The sequence below is a fragment of the Phyllobacterium sp. 1468 genome (genome assembly GCF_031455525.1).
GTDB lineage: Bacteria > Pseudomonadota > Alphaproteobacteria > Rhizobiales > Rhizobiaceae > Phyllobacterium.
Genome location: NZ_JAVDSX010000002.1, coordinates 418,462 through 435,663, shown reverse-complemented (window position 1 = coordinate 435,663; position 17,202 = coordinate 418,462). Strand labels below are relative to the sequence as shown.

Annotated in this window: 12 protein-coding genes; 8 read left to right on the top strand and 4 right to left on the bottom strand. The window is 57.9% G+C overall.

Features of this window, described 5'->3' with window-relative positions:
• Positions 1-41: 41 nt before the first annotated feature.
• Entirely contained in the window at positions 42-2,339 is a 2,298-nt protein-coding gene (locus J2X72_RS07550; RefSeq protein ID WP_210001063.1) for an NADP-dependent malic enzyme, read from the bottom strand.
• Positions 2,340-2,565: 226 nt separating this feature from the next.
• On the opposite strand from J2X72_RS07550, the gene J2X72_RS07545 reads away from it, so the two are divergent.
• The 3 genes from J2X72_RS07545 to J2X72_RS07535 all read left to right on the top strand — a co-directional run bounded on the left by J2X72_RS07545 (position 2,566) and on the right by J2X72_RS07535 (position 5,784).
• The gene (locus J2X72_RS07545; RefSeq protein WP_210001072.1) at positions 2,566-3,387 is read left to right on the top strand and encodes a UDP-2,3-diacylglucosamine diphosphatase; all 822 of its coding nucleotides are present in this window, start codon (positions 2,566-2,568) and stop codon (positions 3,385-3,387) included.
• The gene (locus tag J2X72_RS07540; RefSeq protein ID WP_310070291.1) at positions 3,377-4,453 is read left to right on the top strand and encodes a glycosyltransferase family 1 protein; all 1,077 of its coding nucleotides are present in this window, start codon (positions 3,377-3,379) and stop codon (positions 4,451-4,453) included. Before J2X72_RS07545 ends, J2X72_RS07540 begins: the two co-directional genes overlap by 11 nt.
• A gap of 128 nt (positions 4,454-4,581) precedes the next feature.
• Positions 4,582-5,784: an MFS transporter gene (locus tag J2X72_RS07535; RefSeq protein ID WP_310070289.1), complete on the top strand. Its 1,203-nt coding sequence runs from the start codon at positions 4,582-4,584 to the stop codon at positions 5,782-5,784.
• Here the strand turns inward: J2X72_RS07535 and dgcA are convergent.
• Positions 5,781-6,764: an N-acetyl-D-Glu racemase DgcA gene (dgcA, locus tag J2X72_RS07530; protein WP_310070286.1), complete on the bottom strand. Its 984-nt coding sequence runs from the start codon at positions 6,762-6,764 to the stop codon at positions 5,781-5,783. The genes J2X72_RS07535 and dgcA overlap by 4 nt on opposite strands.
• A gap of 57 nt (positions 6,765-6,821) precedes the next feature.
• On the opposite strand from dgcA, the gene J2X72_RS07525 reads away from it, so the two are divergent.
• From J2X72_RS07525 to J2X72_RS07510, 4 genes are all read left to right on the top strand, one after another.
• The gene (locus J2X72_RS07525) at positions 6,822-7,997 is read left to right on the top strand and encodes an ABC transporter permease (RefSeq protein WP_210001088.1); all 1,176 of its coding nucleotides are present in this window, start codon (positions 6,822-6,824) and stop codon (positions 7,995-7,997) included.
• A 7-nt stretch (positions 7,998-8,004) separates the two neighbouring features.
• The gene (locus J2X72_RS07520; RefSeq protein ID WP_210001090.1) at positions 8,005-8,862 is read left to right on the top strand and encodes an ABC transporter ATP-binding protein; all 858 of its coding nucleotides are present in this window, start codon (positions 8,005-8,007) and stop codon (positions 8,860-8,862) included.
• A gap of 3 nt (positions 8,863-8,865) precedes the next feature.
• Positions 8,866-9,858: an MlaD family protein gene (locus tag J2X72_RS07515; RefSeq protein WP_112528478.1), complete on the top strand. Its 993-nt coding sequence runs from the start codon at positions 8,866-8,868 to the stop codon at positions 9,856-9,858.
• Between the two features lie 72 nt (positions 9,859-9,930).
• Positions 9,931-10,515, top strand: a complete 585-nt coding sequence (locus J2X72_RS07510) for an ABC-type transport auxiliary lipoprotein family protein (protein WP_405044664.1) — start codon at positions 9,931-9,933, stop codon at positions 10,513-10,515.
• 187 nt (positions 10,516-10,702) lie between these two features.
• Here the strand turns inward: J2X72_RS07510 and J2X72_RS07505 are convergent, their stop codons facing one another.
• On the bottom strand, positions 10,703-15,676 hold the full coding sequence (locus J2X72_RS07505) for a hypothetical protein (RefSeq protein WP_310070281.1): 4,974 nt from the start codon (positions 15,674-15,676) through the stop codon (positions 10,703-10,705).
• A 303-nt stretch (positions 15,677-15,979) separates the two neighbouring features.
• Here J2X72_RS07505 and J2X72_RS07500 point away from each other — a divergent pair, with 303 nt between their 5' ends.
• The gene (locus tag J2X72_RS07500) at positions 15,980-16,348 is read left to right on the top strand and encodes an Hpt domain-containing protein (RefSeq protein ID WP_310070279.1); all 369 of its coding nucleotides are present in this window, start codon (positions 15,980-15,982) and stop codon (positions 16,346-16,348) included.
• On the opposite strand, the gene J2X72_RS07495 is transcribed toward J2X72_RS07500, so the two are convergent.
• The gene (locus J2X72_RS07495) at positions 16,335-17,174 is read right to left on the bottom strand and encodes an oxidoreductase (protein ID WP_310070275.1); all 840 of its coding nucleotides are present in this window, start codon (positions 17,172-17,174) and stop codon (positions 16,335-16,337) included. The two genes, J2X72_RS07500 and J2X72_RS07495, sit on opposite strands and share 14 nt — an antisense overlap.
• Between the last annotated feature and the right edge of the window lie 28 nt (positions 17,175-17,202).

Here is a 17,202-nt window from a genome sequence, read left to right as displayed (position 1 = left end):
AACCAGCCACGGCCATGCGGCAGCAATAAGACACCCGCCGGTTAATCAACGCGTTGTGATGCTTCCACCACCGCGAGTGCCGTCATGTTGACGATACCGCGCGATGTCACGGATGGCGTCAGGATATGTGCGGGCTTGGCGGCACCGAGCAGGATCGGGCCGACATGCAAGGCATCGGTAACGGATTTGACGACATTGAGGGTGATATTCGCCGCGTCGAGATTGGGGAAGACCAGCAGGTTGGCTTCGTCGCTAAGCCGCGAATGCGGGAGTACGCGCTCCCGCAGGATCGCCGACAGTGCGGAATCGCCATGCATTTCGCCATCCTGCTCCAGATCAGGCGCCTTGACGCGGAGAATTTCTGACGCGCTCCGCATCTTTGCTGCACTTTCGGAATCGCGTGAGCCGAAATTGGAATGCGAGAGCAAGGCTGCCTTGGGCTCAATGCCGAAGCGGCGGATTTCGTTGGCGGCGAGAACTGTTTTTTCGGCGATCTCTTCGGCTGTCGGATCGATGCTGACATAGGTATCGGTCAGGAACAGCACACCGCGTTGCGATATAAGCAGGCTCAGCGCCGAGAAATTGCGTATGCCCTCCAGTTTTCCGATAATCTGGTCGACATTACGCAAGTGCCGCTCGAAACGGCCTTCAAGACCGCAGATCATTGCATCGGCTTCCCCGCGAACGATGGCAAGCGCTGCGATCACGGTGCCACTGGCACGGACCATGGTGCGAGCAACTTCCGGTGTTGTGCCCCGCCGCCCTGTGAGATTGAGCAGCAGATCGACGTAATCGCGATAACGCGGGTCATCCTCAGGATTGATGACATCGAAATCGGTGCCGATCTTGATTTTCAGCCCATAGCGCTGCAGCCGCGTCTCTATGACCTGCGGGCGTCCAATCAGGGTCGGGATGGCGACGCCTTCTTCCAGCACAACCTGAGCTGCGCGCAAGACTCGCTCATCCTCGCCGTCCGCATAGATCACGCGCTTCTTCTCCGCCGTTTTTGCCGCGGTGAAGATTGGCTTCATGATCAGGCCGGAGCGGAAGACGAAGCGATTCAACCGGTCGAGATAGGCATCGAAATCCTCGATCGGACGTTCGGCAACGCCGGTGTCCATCGCGGCTTTTGCGACCGCCGGTGCGATCCGCAGAATGAGACGCTGATCGAACGGCGAGGGAATGAGATATTTCGGCCCGAAGGTCGGCGTCTCGCCGGAATAGGCGCGGGCGGCAACGTCCGATGGTTCCTCGCGAGCAAGCGCGGCAATAGCCTGTACTGCCGCCATCTTCATTTCCTCGTTAATCGCCCGCGCACCGCAATCGAGGGCGCCGCGGAAGATGAAGGGGAAGCAAAGGACGTTGTTGACCTGGTTGGGAAAGTCCGAACGGCCGGTACAAATCATCGCGTCGGCACGCGCCGCGCGTGCCTCATCCGGCATGATCTCCGGGTTTGGGTTGGCCAAGGCCATGATCAGCGGGTTAGGTGCCATCTGCTTCAATAGCTCGGGCTTAAGCACACCGGCGGCCGAAAGGCCGAGAAAAACGTCAGCGCCGCCAATGACATCTGCGAGAACCCGCGCATCGGTTTTCTGAACATAGACCGATTTCCAGCGGTCCATCAGCGTATTGCGGCCCTCATAGACGACGCCATCGATATCACAGACCCAGATGTTCTTGCGGTCAACGCCGAGCTTCACCAGGAGGTTGAGGCAAGCGATTGCCGCTGCGCCGGCGCCGGAAGCGACGATCTTGATCTTGGAGAGCTCTTTTCCGGCAAGTTCCATGCCGTTGAGAATAGCCGCCGCCACGATGATCGCGGTTCCGTGCTGGTCGTCATGGAACACCGGGATGTTCATTTTGGCGCGAAGTTGTTCTTCTACTTCAAAACATTCCGGCGACTTGATGTCTTCGAGATTGATGCCGCCGAAAGTCGGCTCCAGAGCCGCTACCACATCGACGATCTTGCCGATTTCCTGAGCGTCGATTTCGATATCGAACACATCGATATTGGCGAATTTCTTGAAAAGGACGGCCTTGCCTTCCATGACGGGCTTGGACGCGAGCGGGCCGATATTGCCGAGGCCGAGGACAGCGGTGCCGTTGGAGATGACTGCGACGAGATTGGAGCGGCTGGTATAGTCGGCTGCCGTTGCGGGATTCTGGTGAATCGCGAGACACGGCGCAGCGACACCGGGAGAATAGGCAAGTGCAAGATCCCGCTGATTTCCAAGCGGCTTCGTCGCCTGGATTTCCAGCTTACCCGGCTGAGGAAAGCGATGATAGAACAATGCGCTTTCTTCAAGATCAGAGTTGCTGGGCGTTTGGTCGTTGGCCATTGACGATGTCCTCCGGGATTTGGCTCGCGCGTTTATACACTGGCGATTCAAATTTTCCAGCACGCTAAAATCTCATCCAGAGGCATAGCGGAACGCGATTTTGTTACAAGGGCCTATCTCGCCGAAACACGCACTTTTCGGTGCCGTCATAAGACTGTTGCATGAATCAGGTTTGTGTCAGCGCTAATGGACGCGCCTTTGCGTCAGCTGAACGGAGATCAGCGTCATGGTCGAGATCGAGGCCCGCAAATTCCGCACGCTTTTCCTGTCCGATGTGCACCTCGGCTCGAAAGGTGCGAAGGCCGGTTTTCTGCTGGATTTTCTGAAATACCACGACGCCGATACGATCTTTCTGGTCGGGGATATCGTCGATGGCTGGCGCCTGCGTCGCAACTGGCATTGGCCGCAAGAGCACAATGACATCGTGCAGAAGCTCCTGCGCAAAAGCCGCAAGGGTGCGCGTATCTTCTACATTGCTGGCAATCATGACGAGTTCTTGCGTGATTTCCAGGGGACGCATTTCGGCGGCATTGAGGTCATGGACCGGATCATTCACGAGACCGCGGACGGCCGGAAATTTCTCGTCATCCACGGAGACCAGTTCGATGTTGTCGTGCGCAATGCCCGCCACATCGCTTATCTCGGCGATTGGGCCTATGACGCCGCGCTCGCAATCAACACACTCATGAACAGGATAAGGCGCATGCTTGGCCTGCGCTACTGGTCGTTTTCGGCTTGGGCAAAGTTCCGCGTCAAGAAGGCCGTGAACTTCATCGGGTCGTTCCAGACGGTGGTTTCGGACGAGGCCCGGCGCATTGGTGCGGATGGCGTGATTTGCGGCCATATTCACCACGCAACGATCGAGCAGATCGACGGCGTCGAGTACATCAATACCGGTGATTGGGTTGAAAGCTGCACGGCTATCGTCGAGCACTTTGATGGCCGCATGGAACTCCTTTCCTGGACGCATCTGATCGGCGAACAGGCCGGCTTTGCGCCCGTCGTCCGGCTGGATGACAAGCGTCCAAAGGCGGCGAATGCAGCCTGACGGTCAAGCGAAGCGCCTGGTCATCGTCTCGGATGCGTGGCACCCGCAAGTCAATGGCGTGGTTCGTACGCTAACCAAGCTGCGTGAACAAATGGAAGCCCGCGGCTTTGAAGTAACAATCATCTCGCCTGCAGATTATCGTTCTGCGCCTTGCCCGACCTATCCGGAAATTCGTCTGGCGTTGACCCATCCCCTTGCCATCAGGGCGCGCATCGAAGCGCTGCAGCCGGCTTATGTGCATATCGCGACCGAGGGTCCACTCGGCATCATGGCACGCCGTGCTTGCCTGAAGAATAGTTGGCGATTTACCACCAGCTTCCATACCCGTTTTCCTGAATACCTGCGCGAGCGGCTGCCTGTGCCTCTGTCATGGTCCTATAGTTTCCTGCGGCGCTTTCACAATGCAGCCGAACATTGCCTGGTCCCGACACAGTCCATCCATGACGAACTTGCCGAACGCGGCTTTGCGACGCTGAAAGTGTGGACGCGCGGCGTCGACCGTGCGCTTTTCCGGCCGCAACCCGATGTCGATCTAAAGCTGCCCCGACCTGTCTTTCTTTGCGTCGGGCGTGTCGCGCCTGAAAAGAATCTTGAATCCTTCCTGTCTCTTGATCTGCCGGGCACCAAACTTATCGTGGGCGACGGTCCGGATCTGGACGAATTGAAGCGGAAATATCCGGATGCTGTTTTCGCCGGGAAGAAAGAAGGCGAAGACCTTGCTCGTTATTATGCGGGGTCGGACGTATTCGTCTTTCCGAGCCGCACGGACACGTTCGGTCTTGTTCTGCTTGAGGCCATAGCCTGCGGGCTGCCTGTCGCGGGGTATCCCGTTCCGGGTCCAAAGGATGTTATCGGCGCGTCAGGCGCGGGTGTTCTTTCCGACAATCTGCAGAAGGCGGCGCTGGGCGCGCTGGAAATGGGCCGGGTCGATCCGGACGTCAGACTCAAGGGCTTCAGCTGGGAAGCCTGCGCTGACATATTCGAAAGCGCATTGACGACGATTGGAGGTGCGACGGCGCCTGCACCACGCAAAGTAAAATCCGGCAAGATCGTATCAGCGCGATAAGACCATGTTAGTTGCGGATGAACTCCGGTGTTTGTAGGCGCTTGGCGAATTTCGTGATAGTTGCGAATCTCAGGCAAATGCACGATTGCGATTCCGCCTGAACCCCTCGATCTTCCGAAAGTTTTTCCATGACAGCCGCTGCAGCGGACCCTATCCAGGATATGCCGTTTCGTTTCGAGCTGCGGGTTGCGTTGGCTTATTTCGCGATTTTCACATCGAGCGGCATGCATCTGCCGTACTTTCCGTTGTGGCTCGAATATCGTGCGCTGACACCGACGCAAATCTCCATCGTATTGTCCATGCCGTTGTTCGTGCGTGTCATCGCCGCGCCGCTGGTATCAATGCTCGCCGACCGTTCGAATGATCGCGCGCACATACTGACCATGGCGACGATTTTGGCCGTCATCGTCGCGGCCTTCTATTTCGTCCCGTTCGGCTTCATCGGGATTTTGATCGTATCCCTAATGCTTGCCCCGCCATGGACGTCGCAAGTGCCGCTTGCCGACACGATCGCGCTGTCCGGGGTCCGCCGGTTCGGCGCCGATTTCGCGAAGATGCGCGTCTGGGGCTCAATATCGTTTCTGCTCACGTCTTTCGTTGGCGGTGTGTTCATCCAGCAAGTGGGCGAGCACATCATTCCGTGGGCACTTTTAGCCACGCTCGTAGCAGCCTGTGGCATGAGCTTCATCGTGCCGCGCATCGGCAAGCCACGGCGTCTTTCACCGCTTTCGGATGTCGATATCGCAGATGCGGGAAGGGCGCTGCGCAGGCCGGCCTTTGTTACCTTTCTCATTGCCACTGGCATCACCCAGGCCAGCCACGCTTATGGCTACAGCTTTTCTGCGATCTACTGGAAATCGATCGGCATCGAGGAGACCATGATCGGCGCGCTGTGGTCGATTTCAGTCGTTGCCGAAGTCATCATGTTTACGTTTTTCCGTCGATTGTTCGGCCGCCTGCATCCGGCTAAAGTCCTGATCATCGGCTCGGCCGCTGCGATGTTTCGTTGGGCGGTTTTTCCGCTTATTGCACCCGCCGGCCTCGGTGTTGCAGGATTTCTAGCCGTGCAGAGCTTGCACGCGTTTTCCTTCGCGCTGTCGTTTCTCGGCATGCAGAAAATGATAGCACTGACCATCCCCGAGGAACGCGGCGGCACCGCACAGGGACTTTCGACATTTTTCATCGGTACATCGCTCGCCATCGCCACAATGGCGTCGGGACCGCTTTACAGTGCCAGCGGGATTTATGGTTTTTACGTGATGGTGGTCTTGGCTGCGTGCGGTCTCGCCCTTGCGATCGTTGCACTAAGGCTGGAACAACGAGAGGGTTAACCCCACAGTTCCGGGAGGGGCGGGGAGATGCGGCTTCCTTCGAACAAGAGGCCAGGTTTACGGTCTTCGCGCAGGATCAGCGGTCCGTCGAGATCGATGAAATCCGCATCCTGCGCCAGCAGTACTGCGGGTGCCATAGCCAAGGACGTCCCGACCATGCACCCGACCATGATGCCAAACCCAAGCTCGCGGGCGCGCTTTTGCATGCGCAATGCTTCTGTGAGGCCTCCCGTTTTGTCGAGCTTGATATTGATGCTGTCATAACGGTCAAGGAGTGTGTGCAGATCGTCTGTGCCATGGGCGCTCTCGTCAGCACAGATGGGCACCGGATGCGGTATGGTGCCGAGAATGGCATCGTTGCCGGCTGGCAAAGGTTGTTCGATCAGCACGACGCCGGCCTTGGCTGCAGCCAACATGTTTTCAACAATGTTGTTATTGCTCCAGCCTTCATTGGCATCAAGTATGATCCGGCTTGAGGGCGCGGCGTTGGCCACAGCCCGAATCCGCTCGGCATCGTTCTCCCCGCCAACCTTGACCTTGATCAACGGGCGGTCGGCGAAATCCCGGGCCGCGGCAGCCATGGTCTGGACGTCGCCGAAGGAAACGGTCACCGCTGTCGTCAAATGGTGCAAATGTGACAAGCCAAGAAGATCAGCAACAGTTTTGCCAATGCGTTTTGCCTCCAGATCCCACAATGCGCAATCGACTGCATTGCGGGCCGCGCCCGCACCGATCAATGCCGGCAGAGCATCTCGTCCGGCGCCGTTAGCCAATGCGACGCGCAGTCCTTCGATCTCCGCGCAAACGGAGTCCAGGCTTTCGCCATAGCGGGCATAGGGCACGCACTCGCCACGTCCGGTGAACATTCCGTCGGACAACGTGCACATTACGATCGCCGCCTCGGTTTTCGAGCCGCGCGAGATCGTAAATGTTCCGGCGATAGGCCAGCGCTCCACCGATATTTCTACGCTCACAACCATATTTCACGCCTTAATTGTTCAAGTGACAGGAAGCACGAGACTCGATATGTGTGTGTGATGTTGACCGATAGAGCAAACAATTCAAGTGCTTCTACCGCAGCGCCGCCTCACGTTGAATTCAGCAAGGACGGCGACCGCGCGACGATCACGCTATCGGGCGCATGGACAACACGCAATGTTCGCCGAGTCGATGACCGCATGCGCGAAATTGCCCACGACAACAGTTTTTCAAGTGCAGTAATCGAGGTTTCCGGCATTGAATTGCTGGATACCGCCGGAACCTGGCTGATAGAACGCCTGCGAACCACATTGCAGAAAGCTGGCAAGCAGGTCACCGTCGAAGGACAATCGGAAAGCTGGGGCGCCTTGTTTGAAGCCGTAGGCGATGCTGCGTCAGCACCTGAGGAGCCGGTTCATATCGAACGGCCATCCCTCCTGATTCGTTTTTTAGAAACTATCGGCAGAACCGTGTACGCTTTTGGCGACGATTTCACCAAAGCCATGCATATCCTCGGCGCAACCGTACGCGGTGCCCAGATGAAGGGCAGCGGGCGCAGCGGCATCAGGCCAGCTGCGATTGTGCATCAGCTCGACAGCATGGGTATCGGCGCCGTGCCGGTGGTGGTGCTCATGTCGACGATCATCGGTGCGATCATCGCCCAGCAGGGCGCGTTCCAGCTTCGTTATTTCGGAGCAGAGATATTTGTGGTCGATCTAGTCGGCATTCTGGTGTTGCGCGAGATCGGTGTGCTTCTTACGGCCATCATGATTGCTGGCCGTTCGGGAAGTGCCATCACGGCTGAGATCGGCTCGATGAAAATGCGTGAAGAGACCGATGCGCTCACTGTCATCGGCCTCAATCCGGTTGGCGTTCTGGTTTTTCCGCGCCTGGTTGCGTTGGTGATTGCCCTGCCCTTGTTGACGATCGTCGCGGATTTCGCAGCGTTGGGGGGTGCGATCGGAATCACCTGGGCCTATTCCGGTATCACGCCCGATGCGTTTATTCAGCGATTGCGCGACGCGATCGATACGTCGAGCTATCTGGCAGGTCTGATCAAAGCGCCGTTCATGGCGATGATTATCGGCATCATGGCATCGGTAGAAGGTATGAAGGTTGGCGGCAGCGCCGAGTCTCTCGGTCAGCGGGTGACGGCGTCCGTGGTGAAGTCCATTTTCGTCGTTATCGTGGTCGATGGCATTTTTGCAGTCTTCTACGCATCGATCAATTTTTGAGCCAGAAATGACGCCGGCAACAAGCAAGCAACCCGACACTGATGCGCGAGAAGTGATCCTTTCAGTGAAGGATGTCAGCGTGTCATTCGGCAAGGCGAAGATTCTGGATAATCTATCGCTCGACGTCTATCGCGGCGAGATCCTTGGTTTCGTCGGGGCGTCAGGCACAGGCAAATCGGTGCTGATGCGGGCGATCCTCGGTCTCAACCAGAAACAGAGCGGTCAGATCAAGATCTTCGGTCACGATATAGATCGTGCCTCGGAACAGGAGAAGCTGGGCGTCGACATGCGCATGGGCGTGCTGTTCCAGCAGGGCGCACTGTTTTCCGCCTTGACCGTCCTGGAAAATATCCAGGTGCCCATGCGGGAATACCTGGATATTCCGCAAAGGCTCATGGATGAGCTTGCGCGGCTCAAAATCGAGCTGGTCGGCCTCAAGGCGGATACGGCTGAAAAATTTCCCTCGGAGCTTTCAGGCGGGATGATCAAGCGTGCCGCACTGGCGCGCGCGCTATCGCTTGATCCGGAAATCGTCTTTCTCGACGAGCCGACTTCGGGTCTTGATCCGATCGGCGCGGCGGAATTCGACGAACTCATCGCCAATCTGCGCGATACGATGGGTTTGACAGTTTATATGGTGACCCATGACCTCGACAGCTTGTTCGCCGTTTGCGACCGAATCGCGGTATTGGGAAAGAAGAAAGTTCTCGTTGAGGGAACGATTGAAGACATGCTGGCGTTCGACGATCCGTGGGTGCAGGAATATTTCCGCGGAAAGCGGGCACGCCAGATAGTTTCCAATGGCGACCACAGACGGCGATCGACGCACGAACAGCCTAGGGCAGAGCAGGATCAGACGAAGTAATCTATGGAAACGAAAGCCAACTACGTTCTGGTCGGTGTCTTCACGCTCATAGTGTGCATCCTTGCCTTTGGATTTGTCTATTGGATTGCTCGTTATGGCGATCGCAGCGAGACCGCGACACTTGAAATCCGCATAGTCGGCTCGGTCACCGGCCTGGCCGAGGGCAGCCAGGTGCTGTTCAACGGTATCAAGGTCGGCAGCGTGCGCCGCCTGTCTATCGACGCCAACAATCCCGACGCCGTTATTGCCCAGACGGAGGTCAACGCGACGACGCCCATCACCCGTTCCACGCAGGCGACGTTGGGTTTTGCCGGCCTGACCGGACAGGCCTTCATCGAACTTAAGGGCGGCAAGCTCAACGAGCCCAATCTCCTGGAAGAAGCGGCCAAGGACGACCAGATCGCGCGCATGGATGCCGATCCTTCGGTTGTGAACAACCTGTTGCAGAAGGCGCAGACGATTCTTGAGCGTGTGGATGGTGCAGTAGGGTCTATCGAAAGCTTCATCACCGAAGTGAAAGGCCCGTTGGTCGACACGGTCAACAATACCAAGAAGTTTACCGATGCACTGGCCAATAATTCCGATGTCATCGACAAATTCAGCCAGAGTGCCGAAGATGTTCAGGCTGTGGTGAAAGAAGCTCGGCAGATGATGACCCGGCTCAACAGTGCATCGACGAGGGTCGATGGCGTTCTTGCCAAGCTCGACAAGCAGCTATCGGATCAGGACGGCAGCGTCGTCAGGGAGGCGCAGGATACACTCAAATCGTATCGCGCGGTCGCCGACAATCTGAATGCGCGGCTCGGGCCGATCACCGACAACATCAATCGATTCTCCGGGCAGGGTCTGCGCGACGTGCAGGCACTCGTAAATGAAAGTCGTCAATCGGTTCAGCGCATTGAACGGGCGATCACCGACCTTGAAAAGAACCCGCAGCGTGTAATTTTTGGGGGCGGCGGCAGCGTTCCGGAATATGACGGACGCACACGCCGTTGACTTTGGGCGATTCGCATCGCATGAAAGTCACCGGGGTTAGTGCGTTCGCATGACACGAACAGAGGGGCGCTGGTGAAAACAACAACGACTATTGCCGCTCTGCTGTTGGCTTTGTCCGTTTCAGCCTGCGCAAGCTCCAAGAAGCTTGATACTTTCGATCTTTCCAGCGCTTCACCAGACGTCTCTTCACCGAAGAAGCAGGGTCGTCAGATTCTGATCGCGGCACCCTCCGCGCTCAAAGCGCTCGATGGCGAAAATATTGTCGTTCGATCGGGCCCGAATTCGATTTCCTTCTTGAAGGGTGCGCAATGGGCTGACCGTCTGCCGAATATCGTGCAATCGCGGCTGGTCCAGGCCTTCGAGAGCACTGGCCGTCTTGGCGGTGTCGGGCGCCCAGGCGAAGGCCTTGCCATCGACTATCAAGTGATCAGCGACATCCGCACTTTCAATATCAATGTATCCAGCGGCCGGATTGCGATCGTTGAAATCGCCATCAAGATATTGAACGACAAGAATGGGACTGTGCGCGCCGCGCGTGTTTTCCGCGCGACATCGCCAGTCAGCGGCGAGGGCAATGCATCCTATATCGCCGCGCTTGACAGAGCCTTTGACAGCGCCTCGAGCGACATTGTCACGTGGACCCTGTCGGTCATCTGAGCTCGGGCAGCCAATAACCATATATTTAGGAACGGGACGGTGACGCCTGGCGATGGCCGGCTGCGACTTGAAACCAGCATGCCTTGGACCAAAACTTGGAAGTGGGTCGCCAAGAGAGTAAATCGCCATCAAGTTCTTCCAATAAAAAACGCGGCCGAAGCCGCGTTTTTATTGGTCATTCCGCCGCTTATTTCAGGCGGTTGCTCGCGTGCGCGAGCATCGTATAGACCTTTCCGGTGTCGGACGTGAGGTAGTTCTGCGCCATGACATTGTCGCGGTCGTTGCGCGAAACGTCTTCGAGCAGGCGTTCGAAGTCATCCATGTAACGATCGACGGCGCGTTTGAATTCGCTGTCGCCCTGATACTTGCGCTTGATCTCGTCAAATGTCTGCTGACCCTTGAGCGTATAGAGACGGCGGGTAAACACGTTGCGTTCGCCGGCGCGATAACGCTGCCAGAGCTCGACCGAGGCCTCATGGTCGATTGCGCGGGTGATGTCGATCGACAAGGAGTTCAGCGATTCAACGACCTGGCCAGGCGAGCGCCCGCCAGTCTCCGGTGCCTTCGCCGCTGGTTGGGCCTGCGCCTCGTCGCTCGATGCGCGGCGCAGGAGATCCGAAACCCAGCCATTGCCTGCAGGGCGTGCGGCCGGAGCTGCGTTACCACGAACATCGAGACTGCCACGTATTGCAGGAGCTTGTACTGGCGCGGAAGCCGGTGCAGCTGCCCGCGGGGTGGCCGCGGGTTCCGTACGCTGCGGTTGCGCTGCGACGGCCGATGTCCGGGTTGGCGTTGCGGCGCGAACTGCACGGGCTTCGCCAACATCGGTCAAACGGCCCGATTTCTGAACGATTTCCGCAAGTTCCTTCAAGGCGTTGATCTGCTCGGATACCGCCTTGCGCATTTGGGCAGTCGACTGCTTGGCTTCTTCCGGCATCTCCATGACGCCGCGCTGCAGCTCGGAACGGGTTTCCTCCAGCTCGGCGCGGATGGCAGCAGAGGAGCGGCGGATTTCGTCCGTGGCATTGGCGAACTTCTGTGATGCCTGCTCGACGACTTCCGAGATCGAGGTGCGGATCTGTTCGGTCGTCTGTGTTGCCCGGCCTTCGGCACGGTCAAATGCCGACGAAACCAGCGATTCGAACGAACGCATGGTCTTCTCGACGCTTTCCGACTTCGCGATCAAGCCGGCGGCAAGCTTCTGCAGTGCCTCCTGACGCTCGTCGAAGGTCGATGCGAGATTCGATTGCGATGCGTTGATGAGCTCGGAAGCCTTGTCGAGCATGCTGCCATGTTCTTCGAAGCTTTTCGCGATGGCGGAAATATCCGTCAGTGTCGAGTTCGAAAGTTGCGAGAGCTTCCCGAGATTGCCATCGATGAGACGGGTCGATGTCTGGAACGACTCAGCGGCTTTCGTTGCGTTTTCGGCAAAGGTCGTCGTCGTGTCGAGCAGACGCCCGTCGATATCGCCGAGGTTTTTGGTCGCCATGTCGATCAATTCGCCGAGCTTCGCATTGGAAGCAGAGAGGCGGTCGATCAGATTGCTGACATCGTCGGTGAGTCCAGCCTTCGCGGCCTGAACGGCGGTAATGGTCTCGGCCGTGCGGCTGGCAATGGCATTGATCAGGGCGGCGTTCTCGACGCGCAGGCGTTCCGTTGCCGCCGTTGTTGCCTCGACCAGCTGCGAAGCCAGCGTGCGGCCGTTGTCGGCCAGGCTATCCACCAGCGGCTGGGCAGTATTGTCGAGGATGCCGATGATCTCCTGCGAGCGGGCAGCGAGAACTTCATTGAGCTCGCGCGTGCTTTCCGCAAGCTTCGATGCAGTCGAATCCGTCGCAGCGGAGAAGCGCGCTTCGAGTGCTTCGAGATTGGCGGCTGCTTCGCGAGCCCGTTCGCCGAGACGCTTTTCAGTTTCCGCGAGGCTTTCATTCATCCGCAGGCTGAATGCCTCCCCATGCCCGTCAAGCGCTTCGCCGGCCTTCTGTGCCTCACCGGTGAGGGAAGAGGCGGCCTCGGTGATCTTGTCACGCAAGCTGCGTGCCACAACGGTCGCACTCTGTTCCAGTGACTTGCGCACATTTTCGACGCCCATCTCCAGAGCGTTTTGCATGGTCGTTGTGCGCTCGTCTATGGTTCCGCCGTGGTTTTCGAAGGCCTTGGCCAGCACGTCCGCGCTGTCCTGCAGGATGGCTTGAAGTGCAACCGTACGGTCGCTGATGGCGCTCGCCTGGTTGTCCAGCGTCTTGCCAATAGCGGCGTTGCCTTGCTCCATGGCGGTGCGGATGCCGGCAATGCGGTCATCGAGCAGTCCGGCATGTTCATTCAACGTGTCGCCAATACGGGTATCGCTGTCCGCAAGCGCGACGCGGATCGCTGCGGCCCGCTCCTCGAGAGCGCCGATATGCGACGCAAGTGTATCACCGAACTGGTTGTTGCCGTCGTCAAGCGCAGCGCGAATACCTGCCGCACGTTCCTCGATGTCATTCGCATGCCGGCTGAGTGTGTTCGCGATCTGACTGTTGCTGTTATCCAGCACGGAACGGATACCCGCCGTACGCTCCTCGATATCGTTCGCATGCTGGGCAAGCGTCTCGCCGATACGTGCGTGGGTATTTTCGAGGGCCGACTGGATGCCGGCGGTGCGTTCGTCAAGCGAACTCGCATGGGCAGCGAGGGTCTGGCCGATCCGCTGATCGCTGTTGCTCAGCGCCTGCTCGATCCCGGCGGTACGATCCTCGATGGCGCTTGCATGGGATGTCAGCACATCACTGATCCGCGCATCACTGCTGGTGAGTGCCGATTCAATGCGGTTCGTCCTGTCATCGACCGAGTCGATGAAACCACCCAGCGTTTCATCGATGCGTGTGCCGCTAGCGAGCAATGTCGACTGAATTTCCGCATTGCGGGAGTCGATGGCCTGCGTATGCGCGGCCAATGTCTCGGACAGCTTGCCGTCGCTGCTCGACAGAGCCAGCTGGATTTCCTGGTTGCGCTCGTCAAGGCTCTTGGCATGGTGGTCGAGAGTCTGTGCAATCTTTGCGTGCGTTTCGACAAATGCCGCGCGCATGCCGGATGTCCGGTCTTCGAAGATCTTGGCATGAGCATCGAGCGTCTGGCCGATCCGCGAATCATTGGCCTGAATGGCCGCTTCGATAGTGGAGCTGCGCAGATCGATCGTGCGCGCATGCTCATCCAGCGTTTCACGGATCTTCGCATCCGTATCGGAGAATGCAGCGTGCATGCCGGACGTGCGGTCTTCGATCGCCTTGGCGTGCTGCTCGAGCGTTGCGCCGATGCGCGCATCATTGTCATCGAGCGCGGCCCGCAAGGCGGCAGACTGGCTTTCGAGAGATGAGCCGTGGCTCTCGATGATCTGGCCGATGGCGGCGGTGCTGCTTTCGAGAATGGTCTTGAGGTTCGATGTATGACCGCCGATCTGTCCGGCCTGTTCGCGGATTACGTCGGCAGCGCGGTCTGTTTCAGCGGACAGCGTTGCGGCAAGCGCCTCCCGGCTTTCGACCAGTCTATCGGCAAAGGCGGCCGCATTTGTGGAGAGGAGGCTGCCAACGGAGTCAGACAGGCTCGACAGGTCATTGCCGATCTTTGCCTTGGTTTCATCGACGATGCCGTCGATCGAGGCACGACCATCGGTGAAGGTCTTGGCGATATCGCGCGTGCGCTCGATCAGCTGTTCGTTGATCTGTCGGGCACGGGCTTCAAGGGCTGAATTGAGGCGCTCGGTGCTTGTATCAAGCGACTGGGCACGGGTTTCGAACTCGGCCAGCAGCGAGCGGCCACGTTCGTTGATCGTCGTGTCGAGACCTGAGAGGCGCGTATCGAATTCGCCGACAAGCGTTTGCGTGGCGTTGCCAAGCAGCGACAGCATGCTGCTGGTGCGGCCGTCCAGCGTATCGGCAAGTTTCATCGTTACGGCATCGGTCTGCTCAGATAGGGCTGCGATACGCATTTCCAGAAGGTTTGCAAAGGCTTCGCCGGAAGTGCTGATCTTGTGTGAAATGTCGTCGGACCGCGAAACGATCGAGTCGGAAATCGTCTGCCCGCTCTGGGTCAGGCGGTCGATAAGCGTCTCACCGGACTGGCTGATCGACATGGTCAGGTTGGTCGAGGCATTGGCGAGATTGTCGCGCAATGATTCGCCCGCTTGTGACAGCTCATCCTTCAATTGCTCATGCGCGCTCGAAATCGACGCACGAACGCGTTCGGCATGGCCGATCACCGATTCGCGCTCGCCGCCCAGGCGGTCGACGAGTGTGCGGATGCGATATTCGTTGTCCGTATAGACGCGTTCAAGCTGGTTGACCTCGGTCTGCACGAGCGTTTCGAGTTCGACGGCACGGGCAAGGGTACGCTCGACACCTTCACTCATGGCGGCGACTTCGCGACGTACGGCCTGACCAAGCGAGGCGACGCGGTCCGAAGACATCATTTCAGGTTCTGACAGGCGCATCGCCGCTTCGGCCATGGAGCGCGCCGCATATTGCATTTCCTGCGCGCGCCGGATCATGACTGCGAAGGCCCAGAACAGCATGATCGGTACGATAATGGCAACCAGCATGGCAATTGCGTGCGGTGCCGCGGCAAAATCCGTGAAGGAGCGAATTGACCGCAGCTCGGAGCCGTAAAGCGCGTTGCCAAGAGCGAGCACAGCCGCCGCCCAGAGGACGCTGACGATGACTGTTATCAAACCGTAGGATTTTGGCGCTGGGACGGTGCTGGCTGTGCGCGACACGGTCGCTGTCTGCAGCAGATCGTCATTTGCCGGCTTGAAGGTCTGTGCGGGCACGGCCGGCGCCTTTGGCGGCGCGGGCGGTGCGGCGGGAATAGGGTTGGCAGCCTTGATCTGCGGCTTTGGCGCAGGGAGGGGAATCGGTGGCTCAGTGGAAACAGGCGCTTTGATTTCGGGCGCTTTCACCGGTTCCGGCGTCGCTGGCGGGTCAAGTTTTTCCGCTGCCAGTTCCTGGGCTGCCTGCGATATCTGCGCTTCCAGATCAGTGAAGGACAAGAGTTCGTCATCGATAGGCGACAAATCCATATCCATCCCAAGCGTGGACTCATCGAAATCGATTTCGAGAGCCTTTTCAAGAGCTTGGCCGAGTTCGTCGTCGGCCTTCACTGCTTTGCTTTTCGGGGCTGTGGCCATGTTTTCCTCACAATATTGGGCGGTGACCACATGTAAAGCCCACCGCACCATACTCTCTACGCCGCTACTGTATCGTACTGGCACATGGATTGGAAAGAAACAATGGATTCGGGAAATGCTTAAAAGTTTAAACACAAGGTTAATTTTTTCGGGTCGAGCGAAATTTCAAACGAACACCAAAATTTACCGTTTGTTCACCATAACCGGCCATTTCCCAGCAGTGCTTGCCACGTTTTAACCTTGAATCAGAGGCATTTGAGTAAACTTGTTGGTTCAGTTGTAAAGCGTTCAGGAGAGTACCCAATGGCACAACAAGCATCGATGGCCTTTGCATCGCCGGGAGGTGAAAAGTCGAAGCCATCGCGCAAGCGGCCAATCGATCTCGTCCATTTGACACGCGAGACGTTCGGCAACCGGGCCCTCGAGACCGAAATCCTCAACCTGTTTTCCCGCCAGACATGCGGCATCGTCGACCGGCTGGCGCACGCCAACCCGGATGAACGCGTTCGTCTTGCCAAATCATTGAAAGGTTCGGCCCGAGCGGTTGGAGCATTTCGCGTGGCCGAGATGGCGGAAGCCATCGAACAGGAGCCAAGCGACACGAAGAAAATCAAGGATATGGGACCGGCCATCGATGATGTCCGCGATTATATAGCTGCTATAACGCGCTAGGATCAAAGTCGGTTGAAATACTCAACGTCCGCCATTTTCGGTCGGCCTCGATCTTGGCGATATCGTTCTTTTCGACCGCGCTCACTGCATCGCTGCCGAGCAACAGGCGTAACGGTGGTTCGTCAAGGGTCGTGATGTGCAATATCGCATCCGCGGCTTTGACAGGATCTCCGGGTTGTTTTCCGTTGTAATTGCGCTGAAATCGGGCCACTTCGCCCACAGTTGTATCATATTCGGGGCGGCCATTGTGGATCGTGGTTGAAGCGCCAGCAAAATCGGTACGAAAGCCGCCCGGCTCGACGATCGTTACCTTGACGCCGAGTGGGCCAATCTCCTTGGCCAGCACTTCCGAGAAGCCCTCGACACCCCACTTTGCGGCCGAATAGGGCGCGCGGCCGACCGCTCCAATTCGGCCGCCTACGGAAGAAAACTGGATGATGTGGCCGGATTTTTGCTCGCGCATCACTGGGATCGCAGCCTTGGTGACATTGATGACGCCAAACAGATTGGTCTCGATCTGCGTCCGAAATTCCTCGATGGTGGTGTCTTCGATCGCGTTGACATTGCCGTAGCCCGCATTGTTGACGAGGACATCGAGGCGTCCGAACGTACCGACCGCCCTTTTTACCGCTGCGTTTGCCGCCGCTGGGTCGGTCACGTCGAGTTCGAACAGTTGGACCTGTTCACCATAACGCTCCGCCAGATCGGAGAGTTGGGAAAGATTGCGAGCTGTAGCGACGAGTTTGTGGCCAGCCTGAAATACCGCCTCCGCCAACGACCTGCCAAGGCCGCGGGCGCTGCCCGTTATCAACCATACCTGTGTCATGAATGTCTCCTTGGTTTATCTGAAAGCT